Genomic DNA, 12,811 nt, shown 5'->3' on the forward strand with positions numbered 1-12,811 from the left:
TAGTCTTGTAAAGCATTTTTTACTTATGGAGGTTTTTATTGATGAAATGGAAAATAGCTTGTATCCAGATGGATATTGCCTTCGGACAACCGGATATCAATTATCAGCATGCTGAACAATGGGTGGAGAAGGCCGTAAACGCAGCGGCCGATATCGTAATTTTACCAGAGCTATGGACTACGGGCTATGACTTGACCAGATTGAATGAGATTGGTGATGTAGAAGCCGAAAAGACGATCGGATTTATAAAAAATATGGCGCGAAAGCACCAAATCCATATCGTTGGCGGGTCCATCGCCAAAAAAACGCACAAAGGCATATATAACACGATGATCATCATCGATAAAAACGGAAACCTCGTTAAAGAATATGATAAGCTTCACTTATTTCAGTTAATGGATGAACATCATTTCCTGCAGCCAGGCGAGAATGATGGTTTATTTACACTTGATGACAAAATATGTGCTGGTTTCATTTGTTATGACATTCGCTTTCCGGAGTGGCAGCGTGCCCATTCCGCTCGCGGGGCAGAAGTTCTGTTCGTTACCGCAGAATGGCCGAAGCCTAGACTTGATCACTGGAGGAGCTTATTGATCAGCCGTGCCATCGAAAACCAGGCCTATGTTGTAGCCGTTAACCGTTCAGGATCGGATGTCAACAATGTATTTGCCGGTCACTCCATGATCATTGACCCTTGGGGCCGTATCGTAAGTGAGGCCGGTGAGGAAAGCGAACTGTTGACAGGCACCTTGGACTTCACCGAAGTATCGAGCGCTCGCAGCAAAATACCGGTATTCGAAGATCGCCGTCCTGATTATTATTAATTTGCCATTGACAAACTATTTAAAAGATTGATATCATTTTCCCGAAGATTAAAATTTCAGAAAACATATAAACTCTTATCAAGAGCAGGCTGAGGGATTAAGGCCCTATGAAGCCCAGCAACCGACTGTAATACCATTGTGAAATGGGGCGGATACACCGCCGGATTGCAAAATCCGCAGAGCACGGTGCCAATTCCACCAGAAAACACTTTTCTGGGAGATGAGAGGTCCGAAGCTAATACTTCTGCCTCTTTCTATATGAAAGAGGCTTTTTTATTCTTATTTTTAATGGAGGGGAAAGAAATGACTCAAAACCATTCGAATTTCAAAAGATTGACAAGCGTAACGGCCATTATCCTTGCAAAAAAATTGGGGCTTGTAGATGCCGATGCCAATTTAAGCTGTAAAGAAATTGGTGATGGTAACTTGAATTATGTGTTCCATATAACAGACACGGCCACGAATAAAGGGATAATCATCAAGCAAGCGGTCCCTTATGCCAAGGTGCTTGGCGAAAGCTGGCCGCTGACATTGAAAAGGGCTGCCATTGAAGCGAATGCCCTTATCCATTTCCGAAGCTATTGCCCCGAATTCGTACCGCAAGTCTATTATTCGGATGAACAGCTAGCCATCACGGTCATGGAAGACTTATCACACCTAAAAATTGTCAGAAGCGGTTTTATTGATGGCGATCCGTTTCCATTGCTTTCGCAGCATATTGGGGAGTATGTTGCGAAGACGTCCTTTTACACTTCCGATTATCATTTGGAGCCCTCCGCAAAGAAAGAAGTGGCACGGCACTTCACGAATCCGGAGCTCTGCAAAATTACGGAAGTCTTTATTTTCACCGATCCTTTTTTCGAAGAGCTGCCTGGTGATTTCGAGGTGGAATTGACGGATGCCGCCAAAACGATTTGGGATGATCAAGAAGTGATACTGGAAGTGGCTAAACTGAAACAAAGCTTTGAAACCGAACAGGAAGCCTTGCTCCATGGAGATTTACATACAGGAAGCATCTTTGCAAGTGAAACCGAAACAAAAGTAATCGATCCTGAATTCGCTTTTTATGGACCAGTCGGTTTTGATCTTGGTCAATACACCGCCAACCTCCTCTTTCAGGCGGTCACTCGAAATGTAGCGGGAAAAGAAGAAATTTTTACACATCTCGATCAATTTTGGCGGTCATTCGAAAAAACATATACGGAACTTTGGAACACCCAGAATAAAAGTCCGTTCCGCCATGTGACTGGCTATCTCCCCTATTTACTGACTAAATTCAAGCGGGATGCATTCGGTTTTGCCGGCTGTGAACTGATTAGAAGAACCATCGGCCTCTCTCATGTCGCTGATTTAAATGTCATGGAAGATAAAGAAACGAAAATCGCAGCCAAAACGGCGACATTGAACCTCGGTGCTTTGTTAATAAAAAAACGGGAAGAATTAGATGTTCCAGCGGTCATTGATTTGGTAAAGCAACAAACGCTGACTTCTTATTCACCCATCTAAAAGGAGACCTGCACGTGACGACGTTAGCACCATTACCATATTCGGTACAATGGGAAAATACCCATATCACATTATTGAATCAACAAGCCCTTCCTGCCATCACTGAGTTTATTCATCTTCATTCAGTCGAGGATGTTTATGACAGCATCCTGACATTGAAGGTACGCGGCGCTCCAGCGATTGGACTGACCGCTGCATTCGGGGTGGCACTTGGTGCCAAGCAGGAAGCTGCAACGGATTTAGCCGATTTCAAAAAAAATGTAACGGAACATATCGAGAGGCTCGCCTCTTCAAGGCCCACTGCCGTCAATCTTTTTTGGGCATTGAAGAGAATGAAGAATATTTTGCAGGAGGCCCAGAGCATATCAGCTGCCAAGGAAGCACTTGTTTTCGAGGCTAAGGCCATCTTTGCGGAAGACGAAGAAATGTGCAGGAAAATCGGGGAGCATGGCTTATCGCTATTCGAAAAAGGGGATTCCGTATTAACGCATTGCAACGCCGGTGGAATTGCCACTGCCCGCTATGGAACAGCCCTGGCTCCGTTCCACCTTGCTAAAGAACGGAATTTCCCGCTGAAAGTGTATGCCTGTGAAACCAGACCTGTTCTGCAGGGTGCGCGATTGACCGCTTGGGAACTGATGCAAGCAGGGGTTGACGTCACCTTGATCTCTGATAACATGGCGGCCCATACGATACACCAAAAGGAAATCGATGCCATTATAGTCGGGGCCGACCGCATTGCAGCAAATGGAGATACAGCCAATAAAATAGGGACATTGGGCTTGGCCATCTTAGCCAAGCACTTCGGGATACCATTTTATGTGGCGGCTCCATCAAGCACCTTCGACCTCTCTCTCGAATCGGGTGCTTCCATTCCAATTGAAGAACGAGATGGAGCCGAAATCACCTATATTCAAGGCATCAGGGTCGCCCCGGAAGACGTCAGCACATTCAATCCTGCCTTTGACGTTACGCCCCATCATCTCATTACTGGTATCATCACTGAAAACGGCATCATTACACCGGAATTCGCCCATAACATCCCGAATTTTGTGAAGTGAAGTTTTCCTTCATTATTGGTAACTTAATAAACGAGCTGGATGTTACATCCATGCTCGTTTTATGGAGAACTTTTTCATTTATTCTTGCGAGGTCCATTACTGAATATTGAAATCAGATGACGGTTTTCATTACGAATGGAATAGTCATCCACCCTACTTTGAAAAGAACGCTTGAAGCGCTCGCTTATTTTTCGTTTCATCCATTTCCAGCACAGCACCGATCTCGGGGTATTCAGCATCTTTAAAGCTTCCTTCGACAGGAATCCTCAACGTTTCCACGGTGTCCGATGCCTGGAAGACGGCTTTGGGACCCATCTCCAATATCGTTTTCAGCCCAATATCGGTATCCAGGTAGGAGAGACCTTGTTCAATTATGCTTGGAAGGGCTACAACGCCTTCAAGGGAGGAGATTTGATCGATAAATCCATTCTTTAATTGAAGCAGTACACCTTGCTGCCTGTCCACCCTTCCGAAATCGCTTTCATCATCATGTCTAAAGCGGACATATTTCAATAGCTCCTCACCATGTAAAACATTTTTACCTATACTTGCTTGGATGCTCATATCATCAATGATTTTCTGATCCACGTCCACCACCACCCCCTCAGGGGCAAGCAAGTCCACCATCTTCACAAATCCCTGAAAATCAATTACGGCTACATGATCGATTTTGACACCAAAGGCTTCATCTATTGTTTTCTTAAGCAATTCCTTTCCGCCGTAATAATATGCTGCATTTATCTTATTGTATTGAGGATGATCGCCTGGGATTTTAACATAGCTGTCACGCATGATCGAAGCGAGCTTTAGCTTCCCCCGTTCAGGAAAATATCTGGCTATCATGATCGCGTCCGCTCGCGATTTTTTCTCCCCTCTGGAATCAGCACCAATTAACAGGAATGTTTTCGCGTCTCCGTGGTTACTTTCATCGGTTACTTTTTTATCCGTACTTGCATTTCCATTTTGTTTCGGTAAAGGGGCATAGGTGCATCCTGCCAAAATCAAGACCAATAGATATATGTACAGTACCTTTTGTTTCATTACCTCACCTCATCGGAAAATTACTCCTATCTTTACCTTAAAATGGTTAAATATGCATTAAACGACAAAAAAACTTCGTTCCAAACAACTCAGCTTCAAGTTGAAGCTAGCATCTCGATTGCTTCCAGGATTTTTGAGGGATTGTATGGCAATGGCTACACTTATTTACACCATTATTTGAAGGTGAGAATAGGAGATTGACTGACGCGAGCATGGACATTCACTCAAGAATACTAAGAACAAATGAAAAACGACGCAAAAAATTGATAAAGTAGGACAGCTGAATAATCCTCCTCGTTCGATAAATGGACATGCCCATAACGTTTTCGCTGCTATTCACCAAGGAAATGGGGGTGTGATTGATTTCTCCTCCAAGGCTTGATGAGCTGTACACTTGCCTCAAAGCCTGCAGCGGCTTTGGAACATTATTTAATTTAAAGAATGAACTATTTCATTATAAGAGCTGGTTAATTGAATAAGAATTCAAGGATCATTAAGTTAAGCAAGCTGTCTAGGTTTTATTGCTGAAATACAAATATGCTAAAATCCTTTAAACTCGGACAAAAGGGCTTGTAACGTCGATTACAGGCAAAGTGGAATGAAATGGTCTGGATACATCACCACAAAACGGTGGACAATTGGAATTCCATATACATGTTCTTGCGGGGAGGGTGCAATGAACCGTGCTTAGTACAGCCCTCCAAGACTGTAAAATGAAAGAGATGCCGCCTGTAATATACAGACAGCATCTCTTTCAAGTTGCCCTTTTTTAAAATGTCCTTTTCAGGATACACTTTACTGAAAGGCTTCTTCCGTTTACTTAATATCTTTTTTCACTACCTCTACCGCTTTTTTCAATTGAGTATCGTTTTCGAGGATTTTATCCCGGATAACCTGCATCAATTTCACGGTTGTATCATCTTTAATGATCCCAGTTTCTTTGATTTTTTGATCCCTCTGGAATGCTTTGACCGCATTCGTGGTATCTTCATCAAAGAATCCATCTATCTTACCTGGATCATGTCCGGCTTCCTTGAGCATCTTTTCTGCCGCTTTCACTTCACTGGAGGAATCTGAAGCTTTCAATTCCTTATCCGGCGAAATGTACGGAAGGCTTGCATAATCAGGAAGCTTCACCTCAATATCCGGCTTGATCCCTTTTTTATGGATCCAATTTCCGTCAGGAGTCAACCATTTAGCTGCCGTGTATTTGAAGTTTGAGCCATCATCGAAGTCTTCGGCAGTCTGTACAGTTCCTTTACCAAATGATTTAACGCCTACCAAAGGAATGTCAGCAGATTCACGGACGGCTGCTGCAACGATTTCCGATGCGCTTGCACTACCATCATCGATCAACACGACAACCGGCACCTTCTTCAACGCACCGTCATTATTCGATTTATACACTTCTTTTTTACCGCTGCGATTCTCAACTTGAAGAACCACTTCCCCGTTCGGTATGAACAGGCTTGCCATATCTATCGCTTGATCAAGCAGTCCTCCTGGGTTTCCACGCAAGTCCAAAACCAGGCCCTTCATATCTTTTTTGGACATTTCTTCAAGCGACGTTTTCAACTCATCGACCGTATGTTCGGAAAAGCTGGTCACTTGAATTTTTGCGACACCATCATCAAGCATTTCGGCATAAACGGTTTCAATTGGAATCGTGTCACGTTTGATCGTGAATTCAATCGGGTCCGTCTCACCTGCTCTTGAGATGGTCAATTTCACTTTCGTTCCCTTTTCTCCCCTGATTTTAAGGACAGCTTCTGAAGAGCTTAGCCCTTTTACGCTTTTACCATCCACACTTAAGACGATATCATTCGGTTTTATCCCCGCTTTTTCTGCTGGAGACCCTTTTATCGGTGAGACGACCGCTATGTGTCCATCCTGCTCTTGTATCTCGGCACCAATTCCTTCAAAGGAAGATGAGATGCTCTCATGAAAACTCGAGGCTTCCTTTTTATCCATATAAGCAGAGTACGGATCATCCAAGGATTTGATCATGCCATTGATCGCACCATCAACGAGCTTGTCTTCATCAATATCCTTATAGTAATTACCCTTTATCGTGTCGTATGTAGAAAACAGCTTTTCGAATTCCGAATGTTTATCCGGTGCCAGTGATTCCACTTTTTCATCTCCAAAAGTCAAGGCTATCGTAGTAATCCCTGCAGTTAGAAATATGAGTAAGAAAATCCCCATAATGAACGTAAACTTCTTTACTTTAATGAATTTCCCTGCCTCTTTCGGCTGTTCTTGATTTTCTTCTTCCACTGATGCCTCACCACTTTCATTCTTCATGACAAATATGTAACGATTTGTTTCCATTTTATCAGCTTTGAAGCCAATCGAAAAATATTAGTTATCAAAAATAACAATTTACCTTCCGTGTGTTTTTCAAGTGCTCTCAATTGTATAGATAGAGGGGATCCGCCCGTGCCAGCGTCTCTTCTATCTTCCGTTGCATTAAAAATGCGGATGCCAAGGAATAAATGAGACCGTATCAGGACCAGCATATATACAGCCACATTTATTCCTGGCCACCCGCCAGACCTTCACACTCCTGTATCAGTCTTGTATAGCTGCTTCCAGGGCCACCTCAACCATTTCGTTAAATGTTGACTGACGTTCCTCGGACGACGTTTCCTCACCAGTTAAAATATGATCGGAGATGGTCAACACCGATAAAGCTTGTCGCCCGAATTTAGCTGCAAGAGTGTATAAGGCAGCTGATTCCATTTCTATCGCTAATATCTGGTATTTTGCCCATTTTTCCAATTCACCATTATCATTATAAAATTGATCGGCCGTAAACACGTTGCCGACCTTTAATTGCAAGCCTTTAGCCGTTCCTGCGTCATATGCCTTTCTTAACAAATCGAAATCGGCGGTGGGAGCAAAATCGACTCCGCCAAAAGTCAAACGATTCATTTGTGAGTCTGTTGAAGCACTCATGGCAAGAATTACATCCCTGACCTTTACATCCTTTTGGATAGCCCCGGCAGTACCTACACGAATCAGCTTTTGGACATTATAGCTATTCATCAATTCGTTTATATAGATGGAAATCGATGGGACACCCATGCCTGTACCTTGGACAGAAATGCGTTTCCCTTTATATGTACCTGTATATCCAAACATGTTCCGTACTTCATTATAAAGTTTGGCATCCTCTAAAAATGTTTCAGCAATGTATTTTGCACGCAATGGGTCCCCGGGAAGTAAGACCGTTTCCGCAATTTCATTTTCTTTTGCACCAATATGTACGCTCATTTAACTATGTCCTCCTTAACTTGTGGTTGAAATGATATTCAAAAACTACTATACCATATCAACCACAAGTTAGGAAAATCGAACCTTATTCAAACGCCATAAAAGTTAAGGAGACAGCAAACATGATCTTGGCTCGGCAATTGGAGCTCATGCACCGAAAACAAAACGGCGGAGATCCGCCGTCTTTCGTATGTTTATTTAATTAAGGGAAAGGAAGCTGCTTACCGTCTATTGACAGTCTACTCATCGACTTCTTCATCAATTATGCATTTTTCCAGAAGATATTCGAATGTGATGTCAGCAAGATCTTCAACTTCAGCTTCTGTTGGAAGATAGCCCCGTCTTATCAATTCTTGAAAAAAGAATTCCGCTATCTCTTCTGTATCAATAAAAACCTCGATTTCTCGCAAATCATCGCCCCCTTAATTAAAGGTGTATGAATGGATAGAGACAAATATTCCAGTTAGGGATCCCATAATGGTAATTAGCGGGAAAAGCCCGCTGCTTATTGGCTATTAATGAAGCTTTTATTGGGATTTGTAATAGCGCGCCATAAAAACTTGGAAACACTCACTTTGTTTGCTTCTTTTTATGATCTGGATAGATTTCCTCTGCCGCCTTTTCAATTTTAGCAAGGGCGATTTTCATGATATGACGATATTCATCATCGCCAAAATGCTCATAGAGCTTACAGTAATCATTGTATAAATCCAAAAGTCCATCAATCATTTCCTTTTTTTCATTTTTTGTCATTGTCATATCTCGCTCACCTTTACCGGGGTTGTTTTGTTTAGCAATGATAGCAAGCTCATTATTCTTCTTAGAAAGGAGCAGCCCTAATTTTTGAATAATCCCATCTGCACGCTTAGCATCGGCAATTAAAGTCAATTCTTCCTCATGCGCTTCAAGCCATTCACCATCTGTGATTCTTGATAATTCATAGATGACATCTTCCCAGGCATTTTCCTTATAGCGCCATATTTCCGTTCGATAGCCGATTATCTTGAAATAATCTTGTTCATATCCATCTACCTGGACTAAGTCACCTAATAAAAATTTATATTCAATATCGATTTGTTCCTTTTGATAAAGGATTTCTCCTTCATATTCATTTATCGATTGCAATGTTTTTTCGATATAAAGACCTTCACTATAGTTCACTTCATACACATAAGCACCATCGAGAAATTTTATATCGGTTAAATTTCTAAATTATTGGGTTAAAGAAGTATTCATACTTAAAGAAAAAAGAAAAAAACCTGTGCACCGAAATGGCATACAGGTCGTTTGAGGAATTACTCAGCTTTTTTTAGTGGTTGTTCTTTTTTGTAGTTCTTCTTGTAGGTTCTATCAGAAAGTTCAATTAGTGCTTCAGCTATAAGTTCGATATCAGGTTCGTTGATGAATGTTACTTTGAGTTCCATGATGATCACCTCAGATTAAGATATGTAGACTCTTTGTCTGAGGTGCTTGTATCTATTGATGGGTCAAGTGTAAATCAAAAATAAAAAATAATTTAAAATAACCATTTCATTTCAAAAGAAATAAGACATAGCCAGTTAGGCTATGCCTCAGACTGTAGACAAACTCGATGAAAATCGAGTTTGTCTATTTTTATGAGTTGCACAATGTGGCCGTTGATTTCCTCTCCAGGCACTCGCTTTCCGCGGGCGGTCCGGGAGTCTCCTCGGCTTTACAGCCTGTGGGGTCTCCCGTGACTCGCACTTCCCGCAGGAGTCTCGCACCTTCCGTTCCAATCAACTTTGTTTGTCCCTTTAGATAGAACCCTACCGAGAAGGATTCTTGTTTTAAAATAGAAGGATCAAAACGTGAGGTGATGAGGATGCTTTCTACACATGATTCTATTCAGCGAGATCAACTTGAAATGATTACGTTAGATCAATTGGTGCCACCGAACCATTTGGTTCGTAAAATGGAGGCTGCCATTGACTTCACTTTCATTTATGACTTGGTGAAAGAGATGTATTCTGAGATAGGACGCCCTAGTATTGATCCCGTTGTTTTAGTCAAGCTGGCATTCATTCAATATACCTTCGGTATTCGTTCCATGCGTAAAACGATTGAAGAGGTCGAAACCAATATGGCTTACCGTTGGTTCTTAGGCTATGGTTTCCATGATAAAGTCCCTCACTTCTCTACCTTTGGCAAAAATTATGAGCGGCGCTTTAAAGATACAGACCTGTTTGAACAGATTTTCTATCACATCTTAATGACAGCTGCCAATAAAAAGTTAATACGTGCTGAACATGTTTTCGTGGATTCCACCCATGTGAAAGCCAGTGCGAATAAGAAGAAATTTGAAAAGAAAATCGTTCGCAAAGAAACACGTGCGTATCAAAAACGACTTCAAGATGAAATCAATCAAGACCGTGAAAACCATGGAAAGAAACCTTTTCCACCGGATAAATTTGATAGGAACTAAACGAAAGAAATAAAAGAAAGTACAACGGATTCCGAGAGTGGCTACTATGAGAAAGATGAACGAACAAAACAGTTTGCCTATTCATTCCACGCAGCTGCAGACCGCAACGGGTTCGTATTAGGAACGATTGTAACGCCTGGAAATACGCATGATAGTCAAGTTTTAGAGCCACTTGTTGATCAAGTGATTGAGCATATTGGAAAACCGGAAGCCGTTGCGGCAGATGCCGCATATAAAACACCGGCCATTACAAGCTACCTATTTAACAAAGAAATCACGCCAGCTTTACCCTATACGCGACCACGGACAAAAGAAGGATTCTTCCGCAAACATGAGTATGTTTACGATGAACATTTTGACTGTTACCTTTGCCCATCGGGCGAGGTTTTAACGTACTCAACAACAAATAAAGAGGGATATCGCGAGTATAAATCTCCCAAACACAAGTGTAAGACATGCTCATTTTTATCACAGTGTACGGAAAGCAAAGACCATCAAAAAGTTGGTGACACGCCATATCTGGCAAGAAAATATGGAAGAAGCAGATCATCTGCGTCATCATCAAGATGTAAAACCTATCTATGCGAAACGCAAGGAAACGATTGAGCGTGTATTCGCAGATGCAAAAGAAAAGCATGGAATGCGTTGGACTACTTTAAGGGGACTTAAAAAATTGTCGATGCAAGCGATGCTTACTTTCGCTGCCATGAATGTAAAGAAGATGGCCAATTGGGCATGGTAAATCCCAAAAATGGTTTAACATAGGAGGCTCGTAGAGCCCGAATCTCTTCACTATAGGCACAATTCAAAGAGAATCTCAAAAAGGGGTTCGGAATTTATAATTCCGAACCCCTTTTGTCTACAAACTGAAAGGACCTAACTGGTCCTTTTAATTTTTAATAAAATATTGATTTTATGCTCTTTTTCTTATGCAAAAATTCCGGGCAATAAAAAAGAACAGACTCATAAAAAGCCTGTCCTTAAAGCAATTTATAAAATGCTATATGTTCGTCTTAAATCCAAAATTCCATGAAACCCTGATATGACAACGTTCCAGAGGATAACTAACTTCTTATAATTTTTAATTATGTCAACAAGACGCTGGGAGTGTATATGACTCCAAATAGTACAGGACCGTCACTAAAAAGATAACCTTTTCTTCTATCAGACACACAATCTAATCCTCTGTCATTTGCTCCTTCAATCTCTTCTTCGCTTAATACAGATTCAAGATACTTGATCCTAGCTCTTGTTTTTTTCTTGTCATCTTCACCATGGTAGTCATAATGCCTATCGACGTATAAACCAGCTAATTCTGCAATTTCATTTATTTTCATTATAATTACCCCAATTTTTTATCTGGAGCTATTATAGGGTGCTTACGCAAACCAAAAATCGAAAATAATTTTAAAAACGGCAGATTATTTATACCAATCCGTATATTTATAGTGAGTCTCAGTTTTCACATATTTTGTTCTCTTTGAATCCGAATAAAATTTAACAACTTTCTTTTCACCTGCTACAGGCCTTAAGTACTGTCCTGTTTCCGCATATTTCTTATAAGTTTTTTGAGTATAGTAGACATTTTGTTTATTTAATTGATAGTACAGATTTCCAAGATTTGTAGCGATTTTCCCTTTAGTCCAAGGTATGTATGCAGAAATTACGATACCTATAGCTCCAACAGTGAGTTTTTCTGCTTTTACATTATTCTTAAGAGTTGAGTGATACTCCCAATCTGAGTATTTATAATTTGCTTGTGCAGCCTCTACTTTATTGCTATTAGACAAACCTACAGCAGAACTACCTAACAGAAAGGTCAATGATGAAGCAACAACGATCTTCTTTAATAAATTCAATTAAAAGAACCTCCTTTGGTTTATATTACTTATTATACCAAAAAAGGAAATTAATACTAGTTATTAATGTTTTTATTTTCCTAACTTCTTTCAAAACCTCTGATAGAATTGAAAATCAAAAACAGTATTGTAAAAGATAAGATAGTGATCGCGTTAATATCTACATCTATAAAAACGCTATACAAAACTAAAATACCTAAAACAAGTGCAGTGCTATTCAAATTTTGTTTATTGAAAATATTCTTCATTTGTAAAACCTCCTTGTAATTATAATACTAGACAAAAGTAGTCTTCATGTAGAGTCCTACGTTAAACCAATAAGAGAGAGGTATACCCACAAAAACAAATCTAATTGTCTCTGAGGCCCCCTCACAAACACTGGTTTAATCACTTTTAGGTTTTTTTAAGGCCTTTTCTAAATTTATTTCTACCTGGTCAATTTTTTTTCTAATTGATCAGATCGTTCGTTCAGAGCCTCAATAATCTGTTCCATCTGTAGTACCTCGTTCGATTCCATGTTTGTTGTAGTATCTAAAGCATTTTTTCTTCCAATAACTTCCACCAGCCTTCATTTTCCATCCTTCAATTAATTTTAATATCTCTTCGGCTTTCATTAAATTCTTTCCTTATTCTAAAATGCTCTGTGTTGAATTTTGAAGGAATCTTATACAAATATTCATATAAGAAATTAAAGTTCTGTACACAGCCATTATGGACTTCTGAGAGCTATCTATTAATCATTGCGATACTTTCTTTTTCTTTAAGAGATTTTAATTTTTTAAAGACTCTTTTAAACCTTTG

Annotated in this window: 11 protein-coding genes, 2 pseudogenes and 1 riboswitch; of the genes and pseudogenes, 4 read left to right on the forward strand and 9 right to left on the reverse strand. The window is 40.4% G+C overall.

Annotation, left to right across the window (positions count from 1 at the left end):
- The first annotated feature begins 41 nt into the window (after nt 1-41).
- From ABE28_RS13155 to mtnA, 3 genes are all read left to right on the forward strand, one after another.
- On the forward strand, nt 42-824 hold the full coding sequence (locus ABE28_RS13155) for a carbon-nitrogen family hydrolase (protein WP_064467336.1): 783 nt from the start codon (nt 42-44) through the stop codon (nt 822-824).
- 72 nt (nt 825-896) lie between these two features.
- Nucleotides 897-1,051, forward strand: a riboswitch (SAM riboswitch).
- 76 nt (nt 1,052-1,127) lie between these two features.
- A complete protein-coding gene (gene mtnK, locus ABE28_RS13160) occupies nt 1,128-2,330 on the forward strand; it encodes an S-methyl-5-thioribose kinase (protein WP_064467383.1) in 1,203 nt (400 codons plus the stop codon).
- Between the two features lie 14 nt (nt 2,331-2,344).
- Nucleotides 2,345-3,391, forward strand: a complete 1,047-nt coding sequence (gene mtnA / locus ABE28_RS13165; protein ID WP_064467335.1) for an S-methyl-5-thioribose-1-phosphate isomerase — start codon at nt 2,345-2,347, stop codon at nt 3,389-3,391.
- 153 nt (nt 3,392-3,544) lie between these two features.
- Here mtnA and ABE28_RS13170 read toward each other — a convergent pair whose 3' ends face one another.
- The 6 genes and pseudogenes from ABE28_RS13170 to ABE28_RS25770 all read right to left on the reverse strand — a co-directional run bounded on the left by ABE28_RS13170 (nt 3,545) and on the right by ABE28_RS25770 (nt 9,132).
- On the reverse strand, nt 3,545-4,432 hold the full coding sequence (locus ABE28_RS13170; protein WP_064467334.1) for an LCP family protein: 888 nt from the start codon (nt 4,430-4,432) through the stop codon (nt 3,545-3,547).
- An 816-nt stretch (nt 4,433-5,248) separates the two neighbouring features.
- Nucleotides 5,249-6,763, reverse strand: coding sequence for a lmo1851 family serine protease (locus ABE28_RS13175; RefSeq protein ID WP_257390580.1), 1,515 nt, complete (start codon nt 6,761-6,763; stop codon nt 5,249-5,251).
- 240 nt (nt 6,764-7,003) lie between these two features.
- Nucleotides 7,004-7,708 (reverse strand): purine-nucleoside phosphorylase, encoded by a 705-nt coding sequence (gene deoD / locus ABE28_RS13185; protein ID WP_064467331.1) that lies wholly within the window; start codon nt 7,706-7,708, stop codon nt 7,004-7,006.
- A 239-nt stretch (nt 7,709-7,947) separates the two neighbouring features.
- The gene (locus ABE28_RS13190; protein WP_064505166.1) at nt 7,948-8,118 is read right to left on the reverse strand and encodes a YozD family protein; all 171 of its coding nucleotides are present in this window, start codon (nt 8,116-8,118) and stop codon (nt 7,948-7,950) included.
- Between the two features lie 160 nt (nt 8,119-8,278).
- Nucleotides 8,279-8,911 (reverse strand): annotated as a pseudogene (locus ABE28_RS13195) (hypothetical protein); the annotation flags it as partial.
- Nucleotides 8,912-9,003: 92 nt separating this feature from the next.
- Nucleotides 9,004-9,132 (reverse strand): hypothetical protein, encoded by a 129-nt coding sequence (locus ABE28_RS25770; protein WP_257390582.1) that lies wholly within the window; start codon nt 9,130-9,132, stop codon nt 9,004-9,006.
- A 419-nt stretch (nt 9,133-9,551) separates the two neighbouring features.
- Between ABE28_RS25770 and ABE28_RS25070 the strand changes: the two are divergent.
- Nucleotides 9,552-10,893, forward strand: a pseudogene (locus tag ABE28_RS25070) (IS1182 family transposase).
- Between the two features lie 343 nt (nt 10,894-11,236).
- Here ABE28_RS25070 and ABE28_RS13205 read toward each other — a convergent pair.
- From ABE28_RS13205 to ABE28_RS25075, 3 genes are all read right to left on the reverse strand, one after another.
- Nucleotides 11,237-11,488, reverse strand: a complete 252-nt coding sequence (locus ABE28_RS13205) for a hypothetical protein (protein WP_064462095.1) — start codon at nt 11,486-11,488, stop codon at nt 11,237-11,239.
- 84 nt (nt 11,489-11,572) lie between these two features.
- A complete protein-coding gene (locus ABE28_RS13210) occupies nt 11,573-12,010 on the reverse strand; it encodes a hypothetical protein (protein ID WP_064462096.1) in 438 nt (145 codons plus the stop codon).
- 476 nt (nt 12,011-12,486) lie between these two features.
- Complete coding sequence (locus ABE28_RS25075; RefSeq protein WP_156775769.1) at nt 12,487-12,624, reverse strand: hypothetical protein; 138 nt, start codon at nt 12,622-12,624, stop codon at nt 12,487-12,489.
- Nucleotides 12,625-12,811 lie beyond the last annotated feature (187 nt).

Origin of the sequence: Peribacillus muralis (assembly GCF_001645685.2) — a bacterium.
In the GTDB taxonomy this organism is placed as follows: Bacteria; Bacillota; Bacilli; order Bacillales; family DSM-1321; genus Peribacillus; species Peribacillus muralis_A.

Bases quoted from the DNA above. Each gene is read 5' to 3' on its own strand.
- deoD (WP_064467331.1), bottom strand. From the start codon at position 7,708: ATGAGCGTACATATTGGTGCAAAAGAAAATGAAATTGCGGAAACGGTC.
- ABE28_RS13175 (WP_257390580.1), bottom strand. From the start codon at position 6,763: ATGGAAACAAATCGTTACATATTTGTCATGAAGAATGAAAGTGGTGAG.
- ABE28_RS25075 (WP_156775769.1), bottom strand. From the start codon at position 12,624: ATGAAAGCCGAAGAGATATTAAAATTAATTGAAGGATGGAAAATGAAG.
- ABE28_RS13205 (WP_064462095.1), bottom strand. From the start codon at position 11,488: ATGAAAATAAATGAAATTGCAGAATTAGCTGGTTTATACGTCGATAGG.
- mtnK (WP_064467383.1), top strand. From the start codon at position 1,128: ATGACTCAAAACCATTCGAATTTCAAAAGATTGACAAGCGTAACGGCC.
- ABE28_RS13170 (WP_064467334.1), bottom strand. From the start codon at position 4,432: ATGAAACAAAAGGTACTGTACATATATCTATTGGTCTTGATTTTGGCA.
- ABE28_RS13155 (WP_064467336.1), top strand. From the start codon at position 42: ATGAAATGGAAAATAGCTTGTATCCAGATGGATATTGCCTTCGGACAA.
- ABE28_RS25770 (WP_257390582.1), bottom strand. From the start codon at position 9,132: ATGGAACTCAAAGTAACATTCATCAACGAACCTGATATCGAACTTATA.